This window comes from Agromyces cerinus, assembly GCF_016907835.1.
GTDB lineage: Bacteria > Actinomycetota > Actinomycetes > Actinomycetales > Microbacteriaceae > Agromyces > Agromyces nitratus.
On sequence record NZ_JAFBCT010000001.1, the window covers coordinates 2558379 to 2583072 of the forward strand.

A 24694-nucleotide genomic window follows, 5' to 3' on the forward strand; every position below is an offset into this window, starting at 1 on the left:
CGTAGGCTGGGAGCGTGCCCCGACTTCATGCCGAGCCCGACCTCTCCAAGTGGGTGCCCATCACGGACTCCCTCGGATTCCGCGGGCGCCGCCACCGCAAGGCGGCGATCGGGATGCTGCTCTCGCAGGCCAAGGGACCCGACGCCGCGCCGACCCGCGCGGGCGGCGGGTTCAGCGCCTGGGCGATGAGTCAGGCCGTTCCGTTCCTCATGCGCAAGGCTGCAGGCCGGGTGCTCGTATGGGTCTGGAAGGCGGAGCCCGAACTGCTCGTCGTGATGGCGCAGGTGCAGGAAGCGACACCGCAGCTGCGGATGGCGCGGGCATCGATGCCGATCGAGTACGACGACACCGAGGAGTTCCGCGGCAACTACCTCGGCCTCGGCGAGAAGCTCGCGATGCCGCTGCCCGAGGGCGGCCGACCGCCGTTCGCCACGTACACGTGGGACCTCGGCACGCACTTCGTGAGCGTGACGGCCGTGTGCAGCGACCGCGAACGCTTCGGCACCGTCATCGGAGCCGTCGACGAACTCGCGCGCGGCCTTCGCGTCGTCGACGATCTCACCATCGGGGAATCGGCGCCCGTGCTGCGGATCGACCCAGCCTGAGTGCGTGCGACGCTGCCCGGGTCACCCCATCGCCGCGAGCACGGCGTCACGGTAGACGACGTAGCCATCCGGGGTGGGGTGGAGGAACGTGACCGGGTCGCCGGGGTTGGCACCGAGGTACGCCGGCGGCGCCCCGCCGACGCGATGCGCTCCGAACTCGACCGGGGCCCACACGACCTCTGCGTCGGCGGGTGCCGCGGTGAGGGCGGTCAGGGCCAGTTGGGTGTTCAACAGCTCGACGAGCTGGTTCACGTTGTCGGCGACCGGCGAGAGCCCCGGTGCGAACGGCACCGGATACCCGGTGACGACGATCGTCGCGCGCGGTGACCGCGCGTCGATGCCGGCGATGAGGGCACCGAGCTGCGCCGGCACCTCGCCCGAGTTGAGATAGTTGGCCGCATCGTTCACTGCCTCAGCGCAGGCGACGGGCGTCTGGCCGCTCGCGCACGCCGCGTAGAGCCCTTGCAGGTCAACGCCGTTCGCGCCCACCGTGACGGTCACGAGTGTCGTGCCGCGGTTGACCTGTGAGAGCTGGTTCGCCGTGACATCCGTGATCGTGGCCCCGGTGCATGCCGCGTTGCGCAACAGGTTCAGCTTGGGCTGGGCGTCGAGCAGGGCCGGGTATCCGGCCGGACTGCGAAGGCAGGCGTCGAGGTAGCTGCCACCACCCTGACCTGCTGCAACGGAATCGCCGAGCGCCACGTACTTGTCGACGGGAGATGAGGAGCCCGGTGCCGCGGCGACCGGACCGGCGATCCCGACGGGGATGGCCACGAGGGCGATGAGTGCCGCGACGATGGTCGCACGAACGCGGCGCTTGCGAGCGAGATCTGCCGTCATGGGCACACCGTAGACCCAAACCTGAGTTTCCGTCAGTCTCCAGTGCGGGGGTGGCCTGGCCGCGCCGTGCGCGCACTCGCGGCGACGGCCTGAATCGGCGTTGACGCGCCGCCGACGCGGGCGTAGACCTGAGGCATCCGAGAAAGAGGTGCCGTCATGGTGAAGGATCTGCTGATCACCCTCGAGGACCAGCCCGGCGAGGGGGCCCGCCTCGGCGAGGCGCTCGGGCGAGCGGGTGTCAACATCGAGGGCCTCTGCGCGATCATGGAGGGCGGTCGGGGCACCGTCCACATCCTCGTCGAAGACGTCGCCGGCGCCAGGGTCGCGCTCGAGGGCGCCAGCATCAGGGTCGACGCCGAGACCGACGTCATCGTGAGCCCCGCACTGCCCGACCCCGACATCGATACACCGGGCATCTTCGGCGGGATGGCGCGCGCACTGGCCGATGCCGGCATCAACATCTCGCTCGCCTACGTGGCCTCCAGGAACCGCGTCGTGCTCGCGACCGACGACAACCAGCGGGCCACGAAGCTGCTGCAGACGATGATGTAGCGACGAGCTCAGGCGAGCGGCGGGTACGGGTACTCGGGCGAGCGCCCCTGGAACTGCAGGATCGCCTCGTTGCGGATGCGCCCGCCCTCGATCTCGATCGCGCGGCTGATGGCGTCCGACGACGCCCACGCCTCCGGGCCCTCCATCACGGTGCGGATGAACGGCATCAGGGCTTCGCTGATCTCCCAGGTGGCGGAGTTCCACAGGAACGACGGGCTGTGGTCGACGGCGTAGTAGTTGGTCGATTCGCCGACCGTGAACATCGGCTCGGCGAACGTCGTCGGCCGCGCCCACTCGAATCCCATGCCGGCGTCGATCGAGACGTCGATGATGAGGCTGCCGGGACGGAAGGCCCCGACGTCTTCAGTTCGGAGGTAGGTGAGCGGTGCGTTCGGATCCTGCAGGGTGCAGTTGACGACGATGTCGTGCGCAGCGAGGAAGGGGGCGAGCGCGGTCGGGCCCTGGTCGCTGATCGGACCCTGTTCGATGTGGACCGTGCTCGCATACGGAGCGTCGGGGTCATGGTCGAAGTGGATGATGTCGGTCGACGGGATCGGCGACCCGACGGCGGCGGTGTCGCGGTTGGTGAGCACGCGCACATCGTGGATGCCGTGGGCGTTCAACGCGGTCACCGCCCCGCGAGCAGTCGCCCCGAACCCGATCACCACCGCGCTGAGCCGCCGCCCGTAGTCGCCCGTGGAGCCGCACAGTTGCAGCGCGTGGAGCACCGAGCAGTAGCCCGCCATCTCGTTGTTCTTGTGGAAGACGTGCAGCCCGAACCCCCCGTCGGCCTTCCAGTGGTTCATCGCCTCCCATGCGATGAGCGTGAGTCCCTTGTCGATGGCGTACTGCGTCAGGTCCCGGTCCTGCACGCAGTGCGGCCAGCCCCAGAGCACCTGGCCGTCACGGAATTCGGCGAGGTCGGATGCCAGGGGTTTCGGCAGCGTGATGACGTCGGCCTCCGCGATGATCGCCTCGCGGGATGCGATCGCGCCGACCAGCGGAGCGAGCTGCTCGTCGGAGATGCCGAACCGCTCGCCGTAGCCGCGCTCGACCATCATGTTCGACCGCAGGTCGGCGTCGATCCGCTCGAAGTGCGCGGGATGTATCGGCAGTCGTCTCTCGTCGACCTTGCGCGAGGTGACCATCACACCGAGCTTGAGGAGTGATGGGGTGGGCGTGCTCATGGTGGGCCTCCAGTTGTGCGGGCTGTGGCCGGTGTCGGCTCTGCGCTCGCTCACCGGCATCCGTTCATGGCAGATGCGAACCAACGGGTGAGCCGCCGTCTGTCGAACCGGCGTCCTGCTCTGAGGCTACCCCGGTGAGCGAGACCCGCCAGCGTTCGTAGGGGTTCAGCGGCTCGTGCACCTCGATGTACTCGCCACCGGGCAGGCGCACGATGCGCCCGGTCTCGAACCCGTGGAGCACGAGGTCGCGGTCCTTGCGCTGCAGGCCGAGGCACACTCGGCGGGCGACGGTGAAGCCGATGGCGGGTCCGATGAGCAGCGTGATCTGCAGGGCGAGCACCACGCCCTCGATCGTGAGGCTGAAGGCGTCCGCCATGACGTCCGCGCTGCCTGCGGCCCAGAGCGTGGCATAGAACACGAGGCCCGCGACGCCGACACCGGTTCTCGTCGGGGTGTTGCGCGGACGATCGAGGATGTGGTGGTCGCGGTGGTCACCCGTGATCCGCTCCTCGATGAACGGGTACACCGCCACGACGAGGAGGAGGACCGAGATCATCGCCAGCGGTGCGAGCAACGCGAGCGTCCAGGTGCGATCGAACGCGACGATCTCCCAGCCCGGAGGCACGAGCCGGAGCGCGCCGTCGAGGAACCCCGTGTACCAGTCCGGCTGGCTGCCGGCGCCGGCGTCGCCGGGTGAGGCCGGGCCGTACAGCCAGATCGGGTTGATCGTGACCGTCGCGGCGACCAGCATCAGCATGCCCGAGACGATCAGGAAGAGGCCGCCCGCGCGGGCCGCGGCAATCGGCAGGAGCGGGACACCCACGACGTTGGCGTCGGTGCGCCCCGGGCCGGCGAACTGCGGCGGCTGGTGCCGTGAGAGCAGCGCGACGCGCACCACGATGAGCGCGAGCATCGCGGGCACGACCACGAGGTGCAGCGGGTACAGCCGCTCGATGATCTCGCCCGGGAACTGGCCGCCGAACAGCAGGTCCTTCGCCCACGTGCCGATCACGGGAATGCCGAGCGTGATGCCCTCGACGATGCGCAGCCCCGTGCCCGAGAGCATGTCGTCGGGCAGCGCGTAGCCGCTCCATCCGCCCGCCAGCGCCGCGATGAAGGTCAGGAACAGGAGCACCCAACCCGCGCGTCGCGGCCGGCGGAACGCCCCGGTGAAGAACGTGACCACGAGTTGCGCGAGCACCGCCGCCGGCAGCAGGAGCGCGGCCCAATGGTGCGCCTGCCGGAGGGCCAGGCCACCGGGCACCTCGAACGAGACGTGCATGGTCGACGCGAACGCTTCGGAGACCTGCGCGCCGTGCAGCGTCGGATACGGCCCTTCGTACACGACCGTGTCGCCCGACGGCGTGTAGTGGAACATCAGCACCACGCCGGTGACGGTGATGACCGCGAGGCAGGCGAGCGCGACCGCCCCGAACAGGTTCGACCAGTGCAGGGGCACGACCCGGCGGCGCAGCTCCTGCATCTCGGCGGCGCCGCGCCTGCCGATGGCCGTGCGTGACAGGCGTTCCGACATCCGCCCCGTGAAATCCGTGCGTGGTCTCCGTGCAACCGACACGTCGTCTCCTCTCGTGCCTCCTACACATACGACACGGCAGGGCCCCGATCTGTGACAGGTCGGTCGGGGTCGGCGGCGGGTCGGCGGCGATGGCTATCGTGGTGGGGTCAACGACGCCAACCCCGAAGGACACATGCACCCGATCACCAGCACGTTCGAACTGCGGCACCTCACGGGCGCCGACGAGGTCGACTTCTTCAACACGCTCCCCTACGCGCTGAACCACGAGGTCGCCGCCGACCTCGAGCAGCGGCGGCGCCGACCGGAATGGATGTGGCTCGCGGTGCGCGACGGCCGCCTGCTCGGGCGACTCGCCCTCTGGAGCACAGCGGATGCCGCGGAGCCGATGCAGTTCGACATCTTCGACATCGATGACTCCCTCGCCGACGACGAGCAGCGCGCCGTCGGTGCGGCGTTGCTCCTCGCCGCTCGGGCTGAGGTGATCGACGGTCTCGCGACCCCGCCCGAGATCGCCCGCTATCTTCCCGCCGACTGGCGCGAGCACACTGACTCGCTGCAGGCCACCGAACTGCGCATCGCGCTGCTCGAAGCGGCCGGCGCCCGGTTCGTCGTCGAACGCCTGCGACTCGAGTGGACGCCGGCCTCCGGCATCCCGTCGCCCGACCCGCGCCTGTCGTTCCGCGACTTCGCCTCCGACGAGGAGATGATCACGATCACGACGCGGGTGCTCGCAGGCACGCTCGACGCCCACAGCCGCGGCGACCTCGAGGGCGCAACGCCGCGCGAGGTCGCCGAGCGCCAGTTCGACGAGGAGTTCGCCCGCTACACGACGCCCCGCGAGTGGTGGCGCGTCGCGACCGACGAGTCGGGTGAGCCGGTGGGCTTCGTGATTCCGGCCCGCAACAGCTACCACCACATCATCGCCTACGTCGGCGTGCTGCCCGAGTACCGCGGCGCGGGCCTCATCGACGGCATCCTCGCCGAGGGCACCCGCGTGCTCGCCGAGGCCGGGGCGCCATACATCCGCGCCTCGACCGATGTCGGCAACGTGCCGATGGCGGCGGCCTTCGCGCGGGCGGGCTACGCCACCTTCGAACGCATCATCAACCTCGCGTGGGAGGCGCCCATGCGCTGAGCGCGCCCAGCCTGCCCGCCGTCGCGACGGGCTCGGCTGGGCGTCGGCGGCCGCCTACGCCCAGCCCAGCTCCTGGAGCTTCGCGTCGTCGAGCCCGAAGTAGTGGCCGATCTCGTGCACGAGCGTGATGCGCACGCGCGCCCGCAGCGACTCGAGGTCGGCGCTGTGCGCCTGCATGTTGTTCTGGAACAGCGTGATGCGGTCGGGCAGCTCGCCGAAGCCGTAGACCCCGCGCGTCTTCAGCGGTCGCCCGCTGTAGAGGCCGAACAGTCGCGGCCGCTGGCCGAGGGGCTGATTCTCGATCAGGATCGCGACGTTCTCGACCCCGCGCACCATCTCTTCGGGCAGCGCGTCGAAGACGTCGCCGACCATGCGTTCGAAGTCCTCGTCGGAGATCTCGACCATGTGCCCATTGTGCTCGCTCGCCGGGCGGGCAGGGCCCCCTGACGCATTCCCCCGCTGCGCCACGAGCGAACCGCGTGGGTGTCGCCCGCAGGTGGCATGCTCACGGTATGGAGAGACCGACCCACGTCGCACTGCTGCGCGGCATCAACGTCGGCGGCAGGAACCCGGTCGACATGCAGGCGCTCGTCGAATGCTTCCGCGATGCCGGCTACGGCGAGGCGCGCACGCACCTGCAGAGCGGCAACGTGCTGTTCACGGCCGCGCGCGGCACCGACGCGAAGCTCGAAGCCGACCTCGAGCACGCCCTGCAGCAGCGCTTCGGCTTCGCGATCCCGACGCTGGTGCGCTCACGAGACGAGTTCGCCGTGACGATCGCCGCAGCGCCCGACGACCATGGGTCCGACCGGCTCCGCAGCGAGGTGTTCTTCGTCAAGTCGCCGCTCACAGTGGATGCGGTGCTCGACCAGATGCCCGAGCTTCGCGCCGGAGTCGACTCGATCGCACCGGGGCCCGGCGCGATCTACTTCTCACGCGTGAAGGCGCTTGCCGGCAAGACGCGCATCACCCGCCTGATGGCCATGCCCGTCTTCCAGCAGATGACGGTGCGAAGCTGGCGAACCGCCACTCGGCTGCTGCAACTGCTCGACGAGGAGCAGCCTGGCGGGTAGGCGTGCGGTGAGCGCTCCGTCTCGACGTCAGCGCGCCTGAGTCAGCGCGCCTGAGTCAGCGGCAGCGCGTCGCCCAGCACCGGCGCGAGCGCGAACCTCGCCGGCCCGAGGTACTCGCTGAGTTCGGGGCGGCCGTAGCGGATCGGCACCGGGGTCGTGCCCTTGGCCGGGTACATCTCGTACTCGTCGCGCAGCGTGCCGAGGAAGTGCGGGCCGAGCGCCGGCGCCGCGCCGGCGATGACGATCTCCTCTGGATCGAGCAGCGCGGAGCTGATGCGCAGGGCCCGGGCGAGCGCCCGAGCACCAAAGCCCATGCGCTCGCGCGCCTCTGCCGTCGACGCCAGCAGGCTCGTGTCGTGGTCGTCGAGCTCGTCGGTGTACGAGTCGCCGAGCATCGCGCTCATCGAGGTCGCCGACTCGAGGCATCCGGAGAGACCGCACCGGCACTTGGTGCGTTCGCCCTCGTAGATCACGCGAACGTGCCCGATCTCGCCGGCCCGGCCGGTGGCGCCCGACATGAGCGAGCCGCCGTTCGTGATGGCGGCGCCGACGCCCTCGCCGAGGTGCACGACCAGCCGGATCGCCCCGTCGTCGGCATCGACCGCCTCGGTGAGCGCTTCTGCGTCGACGTCGTTCACGACGGATGCCGGTGCGCCGATCACTTCCTCGAGGATGCGTGCGAGGGGCACGTCGCGCCAGCCGAGCTGCACGCTGTCGACCACGACTCCCCCGGCGGTGACACCCGGCACCTGCACGCAGGCGGCGAGCACTCGCGCTTCGAACCCCTCGGTGAGCTCGCGAATCGCATCGACGACGGTCGAGACCTCCATGCCGCCGGTGACGTCGTGTCGGCGGCTCGCGACGGTGCGGCCCGCGAGGTCGACGAGCGCGGTGTCGATGGCGCGCGTGCGCACCACCGCGACCACGACCAGATAGGCGTCGCGCTCGATCTCGAGACGGGTCGCCCGCTTGCCGCCGGTGCTCTCGGCTCGGCCGGTCTCGACGACGAGTCCCAGCGCGATGAGCTCGGCAACGAGCGACGACGCCGTCGCCGAGGTGAGGCCGGTGCGCCGTGCGATGACCGCCCGCGTGACCGGTGCGGGCTCGCGAGCGATCAGGCCGAGTGCGCGAAGCAGGTGCTCGCGCCGGATGCCCGTCTGCGCCTCGAACTGGCCACTGCGCGCGAAACGGCGCAACAGGTCGGACTTGCGCTGCAGGCCGGCGGTGCTCACGGTCATCGTCTCCTCGGGTGTGCCGGCGGTCTCGGATGCCTGTGCCTGCACGAAGACATCTTGCCCCTTGACGCTCGGACTTGGGATCACATATGTTCAGGACTACTTAGTTTACTCAGTCAACAAAGTGATGCCGACCGGATCACGGCAGCACGTTGGCGCGGAGTCGTCGAGACAGTTGGAGGCAATAATGCAGACAATTCGCAAGACGTTCGCCACGGTGGGAATCTCCGCCGTCGCCATAGCGGGGATGCTCACGCCGCTCTCGGCGTCGGCAGCGCCGCCATCGGGTCCGCTGCCGCCCGTGAGCCCGACGCCCCAGTCGATGACTCGCGCCGGCTCCGACGTCAACGTGCCCTCCCGAGTCGAGATCGTCGTCGACGACGGCACGGATGCCGCGGCGCTCGCCGAGCTGCGAGAGACGCTGAGCGAGCACGGCGTCGACCGCATCGACGAACGCGCCGAGGCCACCGGCCGGGCCCCGCTCACGATCAAGATCGGTGCGACCTCGCGCGCCGACATCGAAGCCGCACTCGGCGACACCGAGGCGCCGACGCACGCCGAGGGCTACGCGCTCCTGGCCGATGCATCCGCCGGCCCGCTCGGCACCGTCGCACTCGGCGGCGTCGACGCCGCCGGGCAGTACTACGCCGTCAAGACCCTCGACCAGCTGTTCGTGCCGAAGGACGACGGCGGCTACCGCATCGCGGGCGCGTCGATCAGCGACTTCCCGTCGATGCCGCTCCGCGGCACGATCGAGGGCTTCTACGGTGAGCCCTGGTCGCACCAGGAGCGACTCGACCAGCTCGCGTTCTACGGCGACGTCAAGGCGAACACCTACATCTACGCGCCGAAGGACGACCCCTACCACCGTGATCGCTGGCGCGAGCCCTACCCCGCCGACAAGCTCGCCGAGCTCGGCGAACTCGTGAACACGGCGACCGCCAACCACGTGCGGTTCACCTTCGCGCTCTCGCCCGGCAACAGCGTCTGCTACTCGAGCGACGCCGACTACCAGGCGCTCGCGACCAAGCTGCAGCAGATGTACGACCTCGGGGTGCGCGCGTTCAACATCCCGCTCGACGACATCGACTACGGTCGCTGGCACTGCGACGGCGACCGCGCGAAGTTCGGTGCACCGAGCGCGCGCACCGCGGGCGTCGCACAGGCCACCTTCCTCGACCGCGTGCAGAAGGAGTTCGTCGAGACGCACGACGGCGTGCACCCGCTGCAGATGGTGCCGACCGAGTACTCGAACACGGCCGACTCCGGCTACAAGACGGCACTCCGCACCATGGACGAGGACGTCGTCGTCATGTGGACCGGCGAAGGAGTCGTCCCGCAGTCGGTGACCGTCGACCAGGCCAAGAAGGCCGCGACGGTGTTCGGCGGCCCGACGTTCCTCTGGGACAACTACCCGGTGAACGACTACGGCAACACCGCCGGCCGACTGCTCATGGCGCCGTACGACAAGCGCGAGGCCGGCCTCGGCGAGTACCTCGCGGGCATCGTCTCCAACCCGATGAACCAGGCCGCCGCCAGCAAGATCGCGATCTTCGGCGTCGCCGACTTCACCTGGAACGACGAGGCGTACGACGCCGGCCACAACTGGTCGCGGGCGCTCGACTACCTTGCGAGCGGGGATGCCGCGACGACCGCTGCGCTCCGCGTCTTCGCCGACCTCAACCACCTCGCCCCGAGCTTCGGTGCGCCGTGGCAGCCGCAGGCTCCCGAGCTCACCGCACGCATCGCGGAGTTCTGGGAGAGCTGGAGCGCCGGCGACAAGACCGGCGCCGTCGCCGAGCTGCGCACCTACGCGCAGTCCATCGCCGACGCCCCCGAGGCGATCCGCACCGGCACCACCGACCCGGCGTTCGTCTCCGACTCGGGCCCGTGGCTCGACGCGGCGGCGCTGTGGGGTCAGTCGACCGTCGAGCTGCTCGACGCCGTGCAGGCACGGATCGACGGCGACCAGGCGGCATCCGATGCCCTCGCCGCCTCGGCGAAGGCCACGGCGGCGCAGGCCACCGCGGTCGTCGTCGACCCGCCCGACAACGCGTGGGGCAAGGCCAAGGTGCGCATCGCCGACGGCGTGCTCGACGTCTTCCACGGCCGCATCGGGTTCACCCTCGCCATGTGGGAGGCGGGCGATGTCGTCAACGTCGCGCCGAGCGGCACCGCGACCGCCTCGAGCACCGAGGTCGCCCAGTTCGGCGCCAAGAACGTCAACGACGACAAGGCGTCGACGCGCTGGGCATCGGGCTACAGCGACGACTCGTGGGTGCAGGTGAAGCTCAGCGAACCGACGGTCGTGCGCGGCATCACGGTCAACTGGGAGTCGGCCTGCGCCAACGCCTACGAGCTGCAGACGTCGAACGACGGCACGACGTGGACGACGATCCGCACGGTCGACGACTCGACCTGCGCGCTCGACGTCTACACCTTCGACGAGAGCGAGCCGGTGCAGTACGTGCGCATGCAGGGCGTCGACCGCAAGACGACCTGGGGCTACTCGATCTGGGAGCTCGGCATCTACGCGGCGAGCTGACCTCGATCGTCGACTGCATGAACCGGGTGCCCTCCCGCTCGCACCGAGCGGGAGGGCACCCGCGTTCGCGCCCCGTCGACAATGTCGTACCGGGCGAGTAACTTCGCGTTCGGAATCGCCACATCGCTCGACGAACGGGGAATCACGATGTCAGACGTACTGCTCTTCCACCACGCGCTCGGCCCCACCGCGGGCCTGCACGCCTTCGCCGACGAACTGCGCGCCGCCGGTCACACGGTGCACACGCCCGACCTCTTCGAGGGGCGCACGTTCGCGACGATCGAGGAGGGCGTCGGCTACGCCCGCGAGGTCGGGTGGGACGAGATCATGGCGCGCGGCGAGCGCGCCGCAGCCGCCCTGCCGAACGAGCTGGTCTACGGCGGCTTCTCACTCGGGGTCGTGCCCGCCCAGAAGCTCGCCCAGACCCGCGCCGGCGCGCGCGGTGCGCTGTTCTTCTACTCGTGCATGCCCGTCTCGGAGTTCGGCACCTGGCCGGCCGGCGTGCCCGTGCAGATCCACGGCGCCGACGCCGACCCGATCTTCATGGACGAGGGCGACGTCGACGCCGCCCGCGAGCTGGTCGAGGCGGCCGACGACGCCGACCTCTTCCTCTACCCCGGCGACCAGCACTACTTCGCCGACTCCAGCCTGCCGAGCTACGACGCGGCCGCGGCCGCACTGCTCACACAGCGCGTGCTCGAGTTCCTCGCACGGGTCGGCTGACGCCCGCCCGGCCGCGGGCAGCGCTCAACCGAGCCCGGCGCGCTCCTCCGCGGCATCCGACTCGCCCTCGACCGGGCGGTTCGACAGGCCCACCGATCCGCGCCCCTCGCTCGTCGACAGCGCCGCGGCGACCGCGACCGACTCGTCGACGTCGGGGTACTGCGGCCGCAGCTGCACGGCCTCTTGGCGGCGCTTCTCGCGCTTGGCCTTGCGCGCGGAGGCGACGAGGTTCAACGCCTCGACGAGGATGGCGAACGCCATCGGCGCGTAGATGAGTGCCTTGTCGATGTGCACGCCGAAGCCCTCGGCGATGAGGAACACGCCGATCAGCAGCAGGAACGACAGCGCGAGCATCTTCACCGTCGGGTGCTGGTTGACGAACGAGAAGATGAAGCGCGACGCGAAGAGCATGATGCCGAACGAGAGCACGACGACGGTGACGATGACCACGAGGTTCTCGGTCATGCCGACGGCCGTGATGACCGAGTCGAGCGAGAAGACGATGTCGAGCGCGAGGATCTGCAGCAGCACCGAACTGAAGGTGATGCGCTTCGGCGCCGCGCCGCCGTGCTCCTCTTCGGCGCCCTCGAGCTTGTGGTGGATCTCGGTGACCGCCTTGTAGACGAGGAACAGGCCACCCGCGATCAGGATGAAGTCCTTGATCGAGAAGCCCATGCCGAACCACACGACGACGTCTTCCTTCAGCGTGATGATCCATCCGGCGAAGAACACGAGCACCACGCGAATGACCATGGCGAGCGTCAGGCCGAGGTTGCGGGCGCGGGCCTGCTGCTCCTTCGGGAGCTTCGACGCGAGGATCGAGATGAAGATGACGTTGTCGACGCCGAGCACGACCTCGAGCACGAACAGCGTCACGAAGACGGCGATGAGATCCGGCGTGAATGCGAAGGAGAAGTCCACCCGCTCATGTTAGAGGCGCAGTCGCGAGCGGATGCCGCTTTCGCCGCCGTTTTCGCTAGGCCGGCGCGTACCTCGCGAAGATGGTGCCCGACTCGGAGCCCTGCACCTCGAGCAGCCGCAGGCCGACCGGGTGCGGCGTGCGCAGTCGATCCTCGGCATTGCCGACGATGAACGGGTGGATGCCCGCGTGCACCTCATCGACCAGCCCGGCATCCATGAGGGTCGCCGCCAGCTGCCCGTAGCCGTGCGAGATGATCGAGCCGTACTGGTCGCGAAGGCTCCGCACCGCCTCGGCCACGTCGCCCTCGATGAGCGTCGAGTTCCAGTCGAGCGGGCCCGTCAGCGTCGTCGAGGCCACGAACTTCGGCAGCGCGTTGTAGTGCGCCGCGAAGCCGCGCTCATCGGTCTGGGCCGGCCAGTACTCGCGGAAGAACTCGTAGCTCTCACGGCCGAGCAGCACCGCGTCGGCGCCGAAGACGAGTTCGTCGGAGTGGCGCACCAGGTCGGGTTCGTTGTCGTCGAACCACTGCTCCATCTGGTCGAACGCCCCGTCGAGTGTCATTTCGAAAGAGATCGTCACTGTTCCCATGCATTCCAGACTGCGCCTTCGGGCTCCGGATGTCACGGGGCTTGACGTGTGCCGCAGACGGCGGGTGCTTCAGCCGGCGTCGAGCTGCACCCTCGCCTCGAGCCCGAGGAAGTCGCCGTAGCGCGCCGCGGCATCCTGAATCGCCTCGACTTCGCGCGTCGACAGCGTGCGGTGCGGATGCATCGCGAACGTGACCGCCTTCGCCGACACGGTGCGCTTCATGCCGGCCACGAGCTGCGCGTCGACGAGCGCCATGCCGATGGCGGCCTCGCGCGCCCGCGGCACCACGCCGTCGGCGTCGATGACCCAGCGCGAGTCCTGATAGCCGCGGTACATCTCGTCGAGCACCTGCAGCAGGTGGCCGGCTGGCGCAGCGGATGCCGGGGCTTCGCCGGGCAGGTGCCAGAACGTTCGGCCGTCGTGCTCGAAGGAGTCGAGTCGATCGCCGGCCGCAGCGATGCCCCGCCGCACGTCGGTCACCGTGAGGGTCGCCCAGTAGGCGAGGTCGCGATCGGTCGCCGGCCCGTGCGACGTGAAATAGCGCAGGGCGAGTTCGGCGAGCGCCTCGTCGCGTTCGAGTCGGCGCGGGTCGGGCACGCGGTCGGTGAAGCGGGCATAGGTGTGCTCGCCGTCGCGCGGCGCACCGCTGCAGACGAGGCTCTGCACCTCGAGTCGACCGAGCAGCAGCATGAGCTGCTGGCCGGTGAGCTGCTCGCCCCGTTCGGCGAGGCCCTCGGCGAGGTCGCCTCGGGTGCGGTCGGGCGACTCCGCGAGCATCTCCTCGATCGCAGCGCCGAGCGCCTCCAATCGGCTCGCGATCGGCTGCAGCTGCTGCTCGAAGATCGGCATCACCCGCGGCGCGGTGAGCTCCTGCAGCCAGAGCGCGTCGTCGGCGTGCACGTAGTGCCAGGTCGAGCGCAGCACGTGGATGCGCAGCACTCGCCCGTCGGCGAGCGCGCCGGCCAGATCAGCCTGGTCGGGCGAGGCCGTCCGCGTGGCGACCGCCCACGCCGACTGCGCGGCGTTCTCGGCCTGCACCGCAGTCAGGGTACGCACCACGTCTTCGGCGGTCGCGACGGGTGCGGCGAGCAGTTGCGAGTGCAGTCGCCAGCGGGCGAGGTCTCGATCGGTGATCACCCCTGCAGGGTATTTGCGCCAGGCACCGAGTACCAGAGCGCACGCCGCGGAATCGGCCGTGGTGGCCGGATCCGCCGCATCGGCGTAGCCTGTGCCGCGACGTGCCCGCGAGCTCCGAGGAGGGTTCGATGACGACGACGCCGATCGTCTACGAGACCGTGCACCGCATCGCCTTCTCGGAGCTCGATCCGTTCCAGCACGTGAGCACCGGCAACTACGCCAGGTACTTCGCCGACCACCGCATGGAGGGGCTGGCGACGTACGCCGGCTGGGATCTGCCCACCCTCGGCTCACTGGGTTTCATGACGTGGGTGCGGCGCATGGAGATCGACTTCATCAGGCCGGTGACCGCGGACCAGGAGGTCTCGATCACCTCCTTCGTGCGCGAGTTCCGAGGCCCCGACGCGATGATCGAGTGCACGATGACGGATGCCGCGGGCACGACGGTCTCGACGTGCCTCATGGTCGTGGCCCACGTCGACGGCCGCACGCGGCGCGCCACGGACTGGCCCGACGAACTCCAGGCGCTCTTCTTCGAACCCGGCGACTGACGCACCCGCATCGACGACGAGAAGCGTCGGCGGGCGGCACCGTTCACAGCCGAAGCCGCCGGCGCCCGGTGCGGGCGTCGGCGGCTCGGCGCGACGGGGTGATCTCGAGAGTCAGAGGCTCCGGGCCTCGATGTCGCCGTACGCGGTGGTCGCCGTGATGGCGAGTTCGGCGTCGGCGCCCTTGGTGTTGTTGAGCGAGTTCTGCACGCGGCCGTAGGTGGTGCCGGCGTCGAGCGTGGCGGATGCCCCGGGCACGACGCCGACCGACAGGTTGCCGGCCTGCGCGCTCAGCACGACCGAGCCGCGCACGGCCTCGACGATGCGGATGTCGCCCTTCTGGGTGCTGATCTCCGCCGGGCCGTTGAGTCGGCCGACCACGACGTCGCCGGCGAGGGCCGAGAGCCGCAGGCTCGCTGCCTCGTCGATCTTGATCGTGCCGTTGGCTCCGTCGAAGGCGACGTCGCCGAGGCGCCCGACGCCGCGGAACTCCGCGGCGGCGGCCTTCGCCTCGACGCGCGATCCGGCGGGCAGCTGCACCGTGACCTCGACCGATCCCGACGGGCCGAGGATCTGGTTGCCGGCGGGCGTCGCGACGCGCAGCACGCCGTCGCGGTACTCGACCGTCGTCTCTTCGGCCATCTTCACGTCGCGGCTCTTCGCCGCGTTGGCGGGGCGAACCTCGACCACGGTGTCGGCCCGGTCGGCGGCGATGACCTGCACGCGGCCCGCCGAGATGTCGAGCACGGCGGCGATGGGGGCGGTGGTGTCGAACTTCTGCAGCATGATGATTCCTTCTCAGTCGGTGTTGCATTCAGTTGATGTTTCTTATGTTGGTAACGCTACGTTGCGTTCACACATTGCACAACAAGAGAATTGCACCACCTCTCGAAAACTCCTGATGAGAGCGGCATAATCGTTGCAGCGGGCTGAAGCTAACGCAATGAAGCGACCGAGCGCGCGTTGCAATGGATAGGGAACGAAGGTCATACTGGAGGCATCCGTCGACGAAGGAGGCCGACATGCCGGGAGGCAGACTCACCCAGCACGAACGCCAGCAGATCGCGATGGGCCTGGCCGACGACCTCGCCTACGCCGAGATCGCCAGGCGCCTCGATCGCCCGACCTCGACGATCACCCGCGAGGTGATGCGCAACGGCGGCCCGGCGGCCTACCGTGCCGATCTCGCGCAACGGGCCACGGAGCGCCGCACCCATCAGCGCAAGCCGGTGGCACCGCGCGGGCAGCACGCGCCCGCACCGGCCCATGGCCGCGATGCCGACGCGGTGCACGAGTACGAGGAGGCGTTCATCACGATCCTCATGCAGTCGGGACTCCCCCGCATGGCGGCCTCGGTGCTGACCTGCCTCTACACCTCCGACGCCGGCAGCCTGACCTCGGCCGAGCTGGTGCAGCGCCTCCGGGTCAGCCCGGCATCGGTCTCCAAGGCGGTCGCGCTGCTCGAGAACGTGGGACTCGTGCGCCGGGAGGTCGAGGCCGGCCGACGCGAACGCTACTCGGCCGACAACGACGCCTGGTACCAGTCGATGATCGCCGCGGCACGCTCCAACGCCGAGCTCGCCGAGGCCGCCAGGCGCGGCGTCAACGTCTTCGGACGCGACACGCCCGCCGGCAACCGACTCCAGAACATGGCCCGCTTCGTGGACTTCGTCGCCGAGAGCATCAGCCGGGCCGCGGAGCAGGCACGGGACATCCTCTCGACGATGCCCGCCACGAATGCGACGAGCGCTGATGAACGCTGACGGATGTCGCGGCTCATGCAGTGCGAACGAGCGCGACCTGCGACGATCGAGGGATGACCAGCCCTGACCTGATCGATCTCACCACCTGGACCCGGCGTGAGGCGTTCGAGCACTACCGCGACCGTGTGCCGTGCACCTACGCCATGACCGTCGAGATCGATGCGACGGCGTTCGCGGCGGCGCTGCGCGCCTCGTCACGCAAGACGTACGTCGCGCAGATCTGGGCGATCGCGACCGTCGTGAACCGGTACCGGGAGTTCCGCATGGCGCTGACCGACGCCGGCGAGCCGGCGAGCTGGCCCGTCGTGCACCCCGCATTCACGGTGTTCAACGCCGAGCGCGAGACGTTCGCCGCGGTCTGGGCGCCGTACGACCCCGACTTCGGCCGCTTCCACGAGCAGGCCGCCGAGCTGCTCGCCACCGCGTCGAGCGCGACCACCATGTTCCCGCAGGGCGGGCTGCCGCCGAACGCGTTCGACGTGTCGAGCCTGCCGTGGACGAGCTTCACCGGATTCACGCTGCAGATCGACGGCGGCACGGGCCACCTGCTGCCGATCTTCACGCTCGGACGGTACGTCGAGCGCGACGGCCGCACGCTGCTGCCGGTCGCCGTGCAGATCCACCATGCCGCCGCCGACGGGTTCCACACGGCACAGCTGCTGGGCGACCTCGAAGCGCTCATGGGCGATGCGAGCTGGGTGGGCGCGTGACATCCGCTCAGCCCGCATCGCCGACCCGGCGCATCGAACTGACCCTGCACAAGCCGTGGTTCGCGCTCTACGGCCGGGTCAGGCCCACGCTCGTGATCGGGGGCCTCGGCCAACCCGCGCAGTGGGGAGTCGGCACCTGGCAACTGCCGGCCGACGAGACCGCGGTGATCGGCGTGTACCTGTTCAACCGCCTGTGGCGCTTCGGACGCGCCGACATCGCGCTCGAACCGCACCACGCGCCCGCGCTCGTGTACCGGGCACCGGCACTGCCGTTCCTTGCCGGCCGCATCCGTGTGCGGGTGTAGCCTGCGAACGCTGTCGCGGCCGTCGCCCCGGCACGAACGACCGTGACGACCGAGGGAGCCAGCGTGCGGATCCGCGCCGTCGACCTGGTCGACGTGTTCGTCTACCTCGTAGTGCTCGGGCTGTTCACGCAGTTCCTGCCGAACGTCATCACCGAGTCGTTCCTCGTGTCGCTCCTGACCGCCGTACTGTTCAAGCTGGCGCTCGAGGTCATCGCGGTGCTGAAGACGCGGATCCTCGATCGGGTGCGCGCCGCGCGCACGCCCGCGGGCAAGACGCTGAATGCGGCGCTCCTGATGCTGCTCGGCGCCGGCAGCAAGTTCGTCATCCTGTGGCTCACCGATCTCGTGTTCGGCGACGCCGTGCAGCTCGGCGGGTTCTTCTCCGTCACGCTGCTCATCGTCGTGCTCATGCTCGCGCGTGCCGGCATCCGCCTGCTCGTCGACCGCACCCGGCCGCGCGACGGCACGGCGTGACGACGGCCGCTCGACTAGGGTCGCCGATATGATCCACCGGCCACCGCCCGAGCTCGTCGTCGCCGTCGTGCTCGGCTACCTCAACGGGTTCGTCGCGGTGCTCGTGGGCATCGCGCTCATCTTCGCCCGCTACATTCCCGAACTGACTGAAGGCGAGCGCGCGGTCGTCACGATCGTCGGCGCCTGCATCGTGCTGCTCGGCCTCTTCGTGATCGCGATCGCCTCGGGCCTCACACGTGCCCGCAACGACGCCCGGGTGCTCGTCACCGTGCTGCTCGACATCACCATCGCGCTCGACGTGGTGATCCTGATCGCCTCGCCGGGTCGCTGGTTCGTGATCGTCGACCTCGTGCTCGCAGCGGCCTCGATCACGGTGTTGTGGACGGGTCGAACTGCGCGGTTCTTCGCACGTACCGGCGATGCACGAACCGGATGACCTCGATCGCACCGATGCTCACGGCCGACACGAGGAGCACGAGCGTCGCCGTCACCAGCGACGGGTCGACGAACACCAGGAACTCCGTGGCGAGCGGCACGGAGTAGACGAGGATGAGGCCCACCATCATCGAGCCGATGATGAGGATCTTCCACCCGTCGATCGGCCGTGAGAGCACGATGAGCACCCAGAGCCCGATGATCGTGAGCAGCAGGGTCGAGCCCGTGCGCAGCTCGTCCTCGCCGATGCCCGCCTGCGTCGCGGCCCAGCTGTAGAAGAACACGGCGAGCGCCACCACGATGCCGGCCGGGATCGCGAAGCTCAGCGACCGCCGCAGGAACCCGGGCACGTAGCGCCGCGCATTCGGCATGAGGGCGAGGAAGAACGCGGGAATGCCGATCGTGAGGCCGTCGACCACCGAGAGCTGGCGCGGCAGGAACGGGAACGCGAGCACGAACACCCCGAAGAGCAGGGCGAGCCCGGTGGCCCAGACCGTCTTGGTGAGGAACAGCATCGAGACGCGCTCGATGTTCGCGATCACCTGACGCCCTTCGGCGACCACGCGCGGCAGGTGCGAGAACCTGCCGTCGAGCAGCACGATCCGCGCGACCGCCTTGGTCGCCGCCGACCCCGACTCCATCGCGATGCCGATGTCGGCCTCCTTGATCGCGAGCGCGTCGTTGACGCCGTCGCCCGTCATCGCCACGGTGTGCCCGGCCTGCTTCAGCGCGATCACGATCGCCTTCTTCTGGTCGGGCGTGACGCGCCCGAACACGAGGTGCTGCGCGAGCACGGCCGCGAGCTCGGCCGGGTCTTCGGGCAGCTGCCGGGCGTCGAAGCCGCCCTCCGCATCGAGCCCGACGCTGCGGGCGATCGCCGCGACCGTGGCGGGGTTGTCGCCCGAGATGATGCGCACGTCCACGCCCTGTTCGGCGAAGTACGCGAGGGTCTCCGCGGCATCCGGCCGGATGCGCTCGCGGAAGGTCAGCAGGGCGACCGGTTCGAGCCCGGCAGGCAGCGACTCCGCCGATTCGTCGAGCGGCTCGGCGCTGCGGGCGAGCACGAGCGTGCGCAGACCGGATGACGCGAGCTCACGCGACTCGCCGGCGAGCCGGTTGTCGGGGAAGACCATCTCGGGGCCGCCGAGCACCCAGCTGCCCGCGACATCCGTGCCCGCTGCACCCGCTGCGCCCGGTGCGAAGGCGACCGCGCTCCATTTGCGCGCCGACGAGAACGGGATGCGCGCGACGGGGGCGACCGCCGGCACGTCGTCGTAGGGCTCGGCGAGGCAGCGGGCCGTGGCGTTCGCGTCGGGCTCCCCGCCGTACCAGGCGAGCACGCGCCGCCATCCTGCGGGGTCGCCGGCGACGTCATCGGCGGCCGTACCGAGCGGGTGCTCGGCGTCGAAGACGATGCTGCCCTCGGTGAGGGTGCCGGTCTTGTCGAGGCAGATCAGGTCGACCCGGGCGAGGCCCTCGACCGCGGCGAGCTCCTGTACGAGCACCTGCTGCCGTGCGAGCTTCACCGCACCGACCGCGAAGGTGATGCTCGTCATGAGCACCAGGCCGAGCGGGATCATCGCGACGATCGCCGCGATCGTGTTGACGGCCGCCTGGCGCCAGTCGCCCGACTCGATCGCCTGCTCCCACCCGCCGAACACGTACATCTGCGCGTTGAAGACGAGCAGCGCGATCGGGCCGACGATCCACGCGACGACGCGCAGCACCTTGTCGATCGACGATCGCAGCTCGCTCGAGACGAGCGAGAACTTCTTCGCCTCGGAGGCGAGCTTGTTCGCGAACGAGTCGGCGCCCGCGCGCACCACGATGGCCTCACCCTCGCCGGCGATCACCACCGAGCCCGAGAGCACGTCGTCGCCCGGCGCCTTGTCGACGGCATCGGACTCCCCCGTGAGCATCGACTCGTCGAGCTGCAGTCGAGCGGATGCCGCGACGCGCGCGTCGGCCGGAACCTGGTCGCCCGCCCGCAGCACGAGCCGGTCGTCGAGCACGACGTCGCCGACGGCGACCTCGGTCACCGCGCCGTCGCGCCGCACCCGCGCGTGGGGGGCGTGCAGCAGCGCCAGCTTGTCGAGCGCAGCCTTCGCACGGAACTCCTGCACCGAGCCGATGACGGTGTTCGCGATGGCGCTGATGCCGAACAGGGCGTCCTGCCAGCGGCCGAGCAGCAGCAGCACGAGGAAGCAGGTGGCGATGATGCCGTTGAACAACGTGAGCACGTTCGCGCGGATGATGCTCGAGACGCTGCGGCTCGACTGCTGCGAGAACGCGTTCGATCGACCGTCGGCGACGCGCTCGGCCACCTCGGCGTTCGTGAGGCCCACCGTCTCGACGTCCGTCGCGCTCATGTCGGGAGACTATCGGCGATCGGGCGACGGACGCAGGGGGCGGTCACGCGGGCAGGTCGGTCGGGTCGGTCGCGCCGGGGCGTCGGTGGGGCGTCAGCCGCGCGCGTCTTCGAGGTGCGGGGCGCCGTGGCTCAGCACCTTGACCACGAGGTTGTGACGGGCAAGCGTGCGGATCGTGCGCGTGACCTCGTCGCGGTTCTGGCCGAGCGCGCGTTCGTTCGCCACGACGAGCACGTCGCCCGCCCGCAGGGTGCCGAACAGGCGGCCGAGCCGCTGCTCCCAGGTCTCGGGCGCCTCGGCCGCGGGATGCTTGAAGTCGAGGATGGCGACGCCGAAGTCTGCGAGGTCGTTGCGCTGCTCGACGACCGAGGGCATGTCATCGCGCGCGACGACGAGACCGACGAGACGCGCACCCTCGGGGCGCGCCTTCCACCAGTCCTGGTTGCGCTGCAGCTCCTCGAAGCACTCGGGGCAGCCGAGGGCGTGATGGCCCGGACCGTGCGGTGCCTGCGCAGCGGTGGCCGTCGAGGTCGCCGCCGATGCATCCGTCGTCGAATCTGCTGTCTGCTCACCCATGCCGTACCCCTTTTGCGTCGCCTCCCATTCTCGCCGGGATCGGGGTCGACTGCACGTCGCAGACCTCCCGCAGCGTCAGCGGGCGACGGGCGTGAGGCGGATCACCGGGATCTGCCGGTCGGTGAGGCGCTCGTACCTGGCGAATCCCGACGCCTGCGCGGTGATCCGCCGCCACGCGGCGTCGCGCTCGGCGCCGTGGAGCTGCTCGGCCGTCACCTCGACGCGCCGCCCGGCGTACTCGATGCGCACCCGATCGGGATGGGCGGCGAGGTTGTAGTACCAGGACGGGTTGCGGGCGGCACCGTTCGCCGACGCCACGATGAACCTCGTGCCGCCATCGGCGGGGAACCATCGCACCGGAGTCATCCGCTCGACGCCGGTCTTCTTGCCGATCGTGATCAGCACGAGCTTGTCGCCGCTCCGTGCGCCCCTTCTGCGGATGCGCTCCGCCATGCGCTGGTTGCCCCAGCGCTCGAGCCGGCCACGACCCGGCTGGCGGGCGCCTCGAGTGCCGTTCCGCGTATCGAAGCTCATGACATCGCCTCCGTTCCGTCGTTCTGCAGGAAGGCCAGCACCGCAGCCACCCGACGGTGCACCCCCGTCTCGGGCAGCCGCAGCTTCGTGAAGATCGCGTTCACGTGCTTCTCGACCGTCGATGTCGACAGGAAGAGCGCCTGCTCGATGCCCGCGTTGGTCTTGCCCGCGGCCATCTCGCGGAGCACCTCGAGCTCGCGCGGCGACAGGGTGGAGAGCGGGCTCGACGCCCCCGAGGCGCTGCGGCGTCGCACGAGGGTGTCGACGATCTGCGGATCGATCACCGAGCCACCGGCGTGCACCTCGTGCAGCGCGTGCACGAGGTCCTCGAGGTCGCCGATGCGGTCCTTCAGCAGGTAGCCGAGACCCGCCGACCCGTCGGCGAAGAGGGCGAGCGCATAGCTTTCGTCGGCGTGCTGCGAGAGCACGACCACCCCGGTCGACGGCGACGAGGCGCGGATGGCGTGCGCGGCCTCGATGCCCTCCATGTGATGGCCCGGCGGCATGCGGATGTCGGTGAGCACCGCGTGCGGCGCGAGGCGGCGAACGGCGTCGAGCAACTCGGTGCCGTTGCCGACCGCGGCGACCACGTCGACCTCGCCGGAGTCCTCGAGGAGGCGCCGCACGCCCTCCCGCACGAGGTAGTTGTCCTCGGCGATCACGACGCGCAGCACGCCCGGGTCATCCAACCGGAGCCTCCTCCCGAGCGGATGCCGCGGGCGCGACGCCGTCGAGTGGCAACTCGACGAGCACGACCGTGCCCGACGGCTCGTTCGGCGACACGCGCACCGTGCCCCGCAGTGCGGCGACCCGGTCGCGGATGTTCGCGAGGCCGCCGTGCGAGGCCGAGGCGGCAGGGCCGATGCCGCATCCGTCGTCGCTGATCGCGATGCGGAGGTGCCCGTCGCTGCGCGCGAGTCCCACCGACGCGTGCGTCGCGTTCGCGTGCTTCGCGGTGTTCGCGAGCGCCTCGCGCACGACGTAGTAGGCGGTCGTCTCGACCTCGTCGGGGAATCGCTCGGCCCGCACCTGCTCCCCCGCCTCGACCGTGAGCGGGATGGGGAACCGCGCCACCCCCGACTCGACGGCGGCCACGAGCCCGTTGTCGCTCAGCACGGGCGGGTGGATGCCCCGGGCGAGCTCGCGCAGGTCGGTGAGGGTCATCCGGGCCTGGTCCTGCAGCTCCTCGAGTTCCGCCGCCGTGAGCTCGCCCCGCTGCAGCCGGTTGCGGGCCAGACGCAGCCCGGCGATCTGGGCCACGACGTCCTGCTGGATGCCGTCGTGCAGGTCGCGCTCGAGGCGCCGGCGCTCGTCGTCCTGCACCGCGACGAGGCGCTCGCGCGAGGCGGTCAGTTCGTCGAGCTGCGCGGCGAGCTGCGCGGTCAGCAGCACATTGGCGACGGATGCCGCGGCCTGACCCGCGACCGTGCGCAGCATCGTGCGCTCGTCGTCGGAGTACTCGCCCCGGTGCCGGGGCCCGAGCTCGATGCGGCCGAGCGTCTCGTCGCCGTGCACGAGGTCGCACGACTCGACCGACTCGCCGACCTCGTCGCCGGCGACGCCCAGGGGCACTGCGGCGAGGGTGCCGTCCGTCGACACCAGGCGGATCCGCACCCACGAGGCGTCGAGCCCGACGCGGACCGCTTCAGCCAGTCTCGTGAGCAGCTCTCGCGGGTCGCCGGCCCGTTCGAGTTGCGCGCCGAGCTCACTCAGCATGGTGAACTGCCGCTCGCGGTCGCCGAACAGGGCGCGGTGGAGTCGCCGTTGCATCCAGCTGCGGACGGGCAGCAGCACGACCGCGAGCAGCGTCGTGATCAGGATCGCGGGCACAGTCCTGAGCGGGGGCGTCAGCAGCAGGGCGGGCGTCGCGACCCCGGCCGCGTAGACGACCGTGATGAGCAGGTTCGACGAGCGTTCGACGAGTACACCGCGATCGCCCGGCCCGATGTCGAACGCCCCGTAACGGAGGATGCCGTGGATCGCCGCGACCGGAATGGCGATCATCGACGCGTAGACGAGGAATTCGATGCCCCAGACGCCCGGCACGAACGTCCACAGCACGAACGCCACCATCGCCGAGACGACCGCCAGGCCCATCACCCGGGTGCGAGCACGCACCTCGGGTTCGCCGAAGAGCGCTCGGGAGCCGAGCACCGTGACGCCGAGTGCAACGGCCGCCCACGACTGTTCGACGAGGTAGTGCACGGCGGGGGCGGCCCACTCGAGCCACGGCACCACGTAGGGGTTGGGGATCGACTCGCCGCTGATGCCGATGAACTGCGACATCACGACGTGCGGGGTCGTGAGCAGGGTGAGCGGGCCCACGAGCACCGGGGTCCAGAGGAAGAGCGCCGCGATCCGCTGCCAGCGATGCTCGGGAACACCGTCGGGGAAGGTCGCGAACACCACCAGCAGCGTCGACGTCGCGACCGCATCAGCGGTGAGGCCGAGCATGTTGACGAGCGGGAACCACGGTTCCGCGAGGATGTCCAGGTTGAGATGCACGTACGTCTCGTACGCCGAGCCCACGAGCATCGCGGTCGCCCCGAGCCCGATGAGCAGGGCGATGCGCGAGGCCGACACCGTGAGCAGCCACATGCCGAACACGAACAGCGGCAGCGCCCCGAGCAGCGGCCAGGCGAGCCCGTGGTCCGAGTTGACGTCGGGGTCGAGGAAGCCGCGCATGACGACGATGTAGACCAGTGACGCGACCCCGATCGGGCCGAGCGTCGCAAGGCACACCCACCTGCGGACCACGATTCCATCGTCCTCCTGTCGGGCGCTTCGCGGGAGGGGGTCTGCCACGACCACCCCTTAGCAGCCGGCCCCCACCCGCTGTGCAGCAGGCCGCCATGCGGTGTCGGGTCACCCGCGTTCCGGCGGCGCTGCCCGGCCGCGACG

General features: G+C 70.1%; 26 protein-coding genes. 12 read left to right on the forward strand and 14 right to left on the reverse strand.

Annotation, left to right across the window (positions count from 1 at the left end):
• The first annotated feature begins 14 nt into the window (after window positions 1–14).
• The gene (locus JOE59_RS11925) at window positions 15–605 is read left to right on the forward strand and encodes a hypothetical protein (RefSeq protein WP_204460736.1); all 591 of its coding nucleotides are present in this window, start codon (window positions 15–17) and stop codon (window positions 603–605) included.
• Window positions 606–626: 21 nt separating this feature from the next.
• On the opposite strand, the gene JOE59_RS11930 is transcribed toward JOE59_RS11925, so the two are convergent.
• A complete protein-coding gene (locus JOE59_RS11930) occupies window positions 627–1445 on the reverse strand; it encodes an SGNH/GDSL hydrolase family protein (protein WP_204460738.1) in 819 nt (272 codons plus the stop codon).
• Window positions 1446–1601: 156 nt separating this feature from the next.
• Between JOE59_RS11930 and JOE59_RS11935 the strand changes: the two genes are divergently transcribed.
• Window positions 1602–1997: a hypothetical protein gene (locus tag JOE59_RS11935; RefSeq protein ID WP_204460739.1), complete on the forward strand. Its 396-nt coding sequence runs from the start codon at window positions 1602–1604 to the stop codon at window positions 1995–1997.
• An 8-nt stretch (window positions 1998–2005) separates the two neighbouring features.
• On the opposite strand, the gene JOE59_RS11940 is transcribed toward JOE59_RS11935, so the two are convergent.
• Entirely contained in the window at window positions 2006–3184 is a 1179-nt protein-coding gene (locus JOE59_RS11940; protein ID WP_204460740.1) for a N(5)-(carboxyethyl)ornithine synthase, read from the reverse strand.
• A 64-nt stretch (window positions 3185–3248) separates the two neighbouring features.
• Window positions 3249–4718 carry a cytochrome bc1 complex cytochrome b subunit gene (gene qcrB / locus JOE59_RS11945; protein WP_204460741.1) on the reverse strand — a complete coding sequence of 490 codons (1470 nt, stop codon included), beginning with the start codon at window positions 4716–4718 and terminating at the stop codon, window positions 3249–3251.
• A gap of 175 nt (window positions 4719–4893) precedes the next feature.
• On the opposite strand from qcrB, the gene JOE59_RS11950 reads away from it, so the two are divergent.
• Entirely contained in the window at window positions 4894–5856 is a 963-nt protein-coding gene (locus tag JOE59_RS11950; protein ID WP_204460742.1) for a GNAT family N-acetyltransferase, read from the forward strand.
• Window positions 5857–5910: 54 nt separating this feature from the next.
• Here JOE59_RS11950 and JOE59_RS11955 read toward each other — a convergent pair whose 3' ends face one another.
• Window positions 5911–6261, reverse strand: a complete 351-nt coding sequence (locus JOE59_RS11955; RefSeq protein ID WP_179552290.1) for a metallopeptidase family protein — start codon at window positions 6259–6261, stop codon at window positions 5911–5913.
• A 107-nt stretch (window positions 6262–6368) separates the two neighbouring features.
• Between JOE59_RS11955 and JOE59_RS11960 the strand changes: the two genes are divergently transcribed.
• Window positions 6369–6929, forward strand: coding sequence for a DUF1697 domain-containing protein (locus tag JOE59_RS11960; RefSeq protein WP_204460744.1), 561 nt, complete (start codon window positions 6369–6371; stop codon window positions 6927–6929).
• A gap of 41 nt (window positions 6930–6970) precedes the next feature.
• On the opposite strand, the gene JOE59_RS11965 is transcribed toward JOE59_RS11960, so the two are convergent.
• Window positions 6971–8212 carry an ROK family transcriptional regulator gene (locus JOE59_RS11965; protein ID WP_307837042.1) on the reverse strand — a complete coding sequence of 414 codons (1242 nt, stop codon included), beginning with the start codon at window positions 8210–8212 and terminating at the stop codon, window positions 6971–6973.
• 253 nt (window positions 8213–8465) lie between these two features.
• On the opposite strand from JOE59_RS11965, the gene JOE59_RS11970 reads away from it, so the two are divergent.
• Together JOE59_RS11970 and JOE59_RS11975 are read left to right on the forward strand one after the other, a co-directional pair.
• Window positions 8466–10709, forward strand: a complete 2244-nt coding sequence (locus JOE59_RS11970) for a glycoside hydrolase family 84 protein (protein WP_307837043.1) — start codon at window positions 8466–8468, stop codon at window positions 10707–10709.
• Window positions 10710–10856: 147 nt separating this feature from the next.
• On the forward strand, window positions 10857–11432 hold the full coding sequence (locus JOE59_RS11975; RefSeq protein WP_204460749.1) for a dienelactone hydrolase family protein: 576 nt from the start codon (window positions 10857–10859) through the stop codon (window positions 11430–11432).
• 24 nt (window positions 11433–11456) lie between these two features.
• Here the strand turns inward: JOE59_RS11975 and JOE59_RS11980 are convergent, their stop codons facing one another.
• The 3 genes from JOE59_RS11980 to JOE59_RS11990 form a co-directional block, all read right to left on the reverse strand.
• The gene (locus JOE59_RS11980) at window positions 11457–12353 is read right to left on the reverse strand and encodes a TerC family protein (protein ID WP_204460752.1); all 897 of its coding nucleotides are present in this window, start codon (window positions 12351–12353) and stop codon (window positions 11457–11459) included.
• 55 nt (window positions 12354–12408) lie between these two features.
• Window positions 12409–12942: a dihydrofolate reductase family protein gene (locus JOE59_RS11985; RefSeq protein WP_275581164.1), complete on the reverse strand. Its 534-nt coding sequence runs from the start codon at window positions 12940–12942 to the stop codon at window positions 12409–12411.
• A gap of 69 nt (window positions 12943–13011) precedes the next feature.
• Window positions 13012–14079: a winged helix DNA-binding domain-containing protein gene (locus JOE59_RS11990; RefSeq protein WP_204460754.1), complete on the reverse strand. Its 1068-nt coding sequence runs from the start codon at window positions 14077–14079 to the stop codon at window positions 13012–13014.
• 128 nt (window positions 14080–14207) lie between these two features.
• Between JOE59_RS11990 and JOE59_RS11995 the strand changes: the two genes are divergently transcribed.
• Window positions 14208–14630 carry an acyl-CoA thioesterase gene (locus JOE59_RS11995; RefSeq protein WP_204460755.1) on the forward strand — a complete coding sequence of 141 codons (423 nt, stop codon included), beginning with the start codon at window positions 14208–14210 and terminating at the stop codon, window positions 14628–14630.
• Between the two features lie 111 nt (window positions 14631–14741).
• Here the strand turns inward: JOE59_RS11995 and JOE59_RS12000 are convergent, their stop codons facing one another.
• On the reverse strand, window positions 14742–15413 hold the full coding sequence (locus JOE59_RS12000; RefSeq protein WP_239560229.1) for a DUF4097 family beta strand repeat-containing protein: 672 nt from the start codon (window positions 15411–15413) through the stop codon (window positions 14742–14744).
• A 236-nt stretch (window positions 15414–15649) separates the two neighbouring features.
• Between JOE59_RS12000 and JOE59_RS12005 the strand changes: the two genes are divergently transcribed.
• The 5 genes from JOE59_RS12005 to JOE59_RS12025 are packed head-to-tail and all read left to right on the forward strand — an operon-like array spanning window position 15650 to window position 18315.
• Window positions 15650–16390: a GbsR/MarR family transcriptional regulator gene (locus JOE59_RS12005; RefSeq protein ID WP_204460756.1), complete on the forward strand. Its 741-nt coding sequence runs from the start codon at window positions 15650–15652 to the stop codon at window positions 16388–16390.
• Between the two features lie 53 nt (window positions 16391–16443).
• Window positions 16444–17100 carry a CatA-like O-acetyltransferase gene (locus JOE59_RS12010; RefSeq protein WP_204460757.1) on the forward strand — a complete coding sequence of 219 codons (657 nt, stop codon included), beginning with the start codon at window positions 16444–16446 and terminating at the stop codon, window positions 17098–17100.
• Window positions 17097–17405 (forward strand): hypothetical protein, encoded by a 309-nt coding sequence (locus tag JOE59_RS12015; protein WP_204460758.1) that lies wholly within the window; start codon window positions 17097–17099, stop codon window positions 17403–17405. Before JOE59_RS12010 ends, JOE59_RS12015 begins: the two co-directional genes overlap by 4 nt.
• A gap of 42 nt (window positions 17406–17447) precedes the next feature.
• Entirely contained in the window at window positions 17448–17879 is a 432-nt protein-coding gene (locus JOE59_RS12020; protein WP_307837045.1) for a hypothetical protein, read from the forward strand.
• A gap of 28 nt (window positions 17880–17907) precedes the next feature.
• Window positions 17908–18315 (forward strand): hypothetical protein, encoded by a 408-nt coding sequence (locus JOE59_RS12025; RefSeq protein ID WP_204460760.1) that lies wholly within the window; start codon window positions 17908–17910, stop codon window positions 18313–18315.
• Here JOE59_RS12025 and JOE59_RS12030 read toward each other — a convergent pair.
• The 5 genes from JOE59_RS12030 to JOE59_RS19115 form a co-directional block, all read right to left on the reverse strand.
• On the reverse strand, window positions 18248–20683 hold the full coding sequence (locus JOE59_RS12030; RefSeq protein ID WP_204460763.1) for an HAD-IC family P-type ATPase: 2436 nt from the start codon (window positions 20681–20683) through the stop codon (window positions 18248–18250). The genes JOE59_RS12025 and JOE59_RS12030 overlap by 68 nt on opposite strands.
• Window positions 20684–20776: 93 nt before the next feature.
• Window positions 20777–21259 (reverse strand): dehydrogenase, encoded by a 483-nt coding sequence (locus JOE59_RS12035; protein WP_204460765.1) that lies wholly within the window; start codon window positions 21257–21259, stop codon window positions 20777–20779.
• 75 nt (window positions 21260–21334) lie between these two features.
• On the reverse strand, window positions 21335–21793 hold the full coding sequence (locus JOE59_RS12040; protein ID WP_204460767.1) for a nitroreductase/quinone reductase family protein: 459 nt from the start codon (window positions 21791–21793) through the stop codon (window positions 21335–21337).
• Entirely contained in the window at window positions 21790–22482 is a 693-nt protein-coding gene (locus tag JOE59_RS12045) for a response regulator transcription factor (protein WP_239560231.1), read from the reverse strand. Before JOE59_RS12045 ends, JOE59_RS12040 begins: the two co-directional genes overlap by 4 nt.
• Window positions 22475–24550, reverse strand: a complete 2076-nt coding sequence (locus JOE59_RS19115; protein WP_204460770.1) for a sensor histidine kinase — start codon at window positions 24548–24550, stop codon at window positions 22475–22477. The genes JOE59_RS12045 and JOE59_RS19115 overlap by 8 nt, the downstream gene beginning before the upstream one ends.
• Window positions 24551–24694 lie beyond the last annotated feature (144 nt).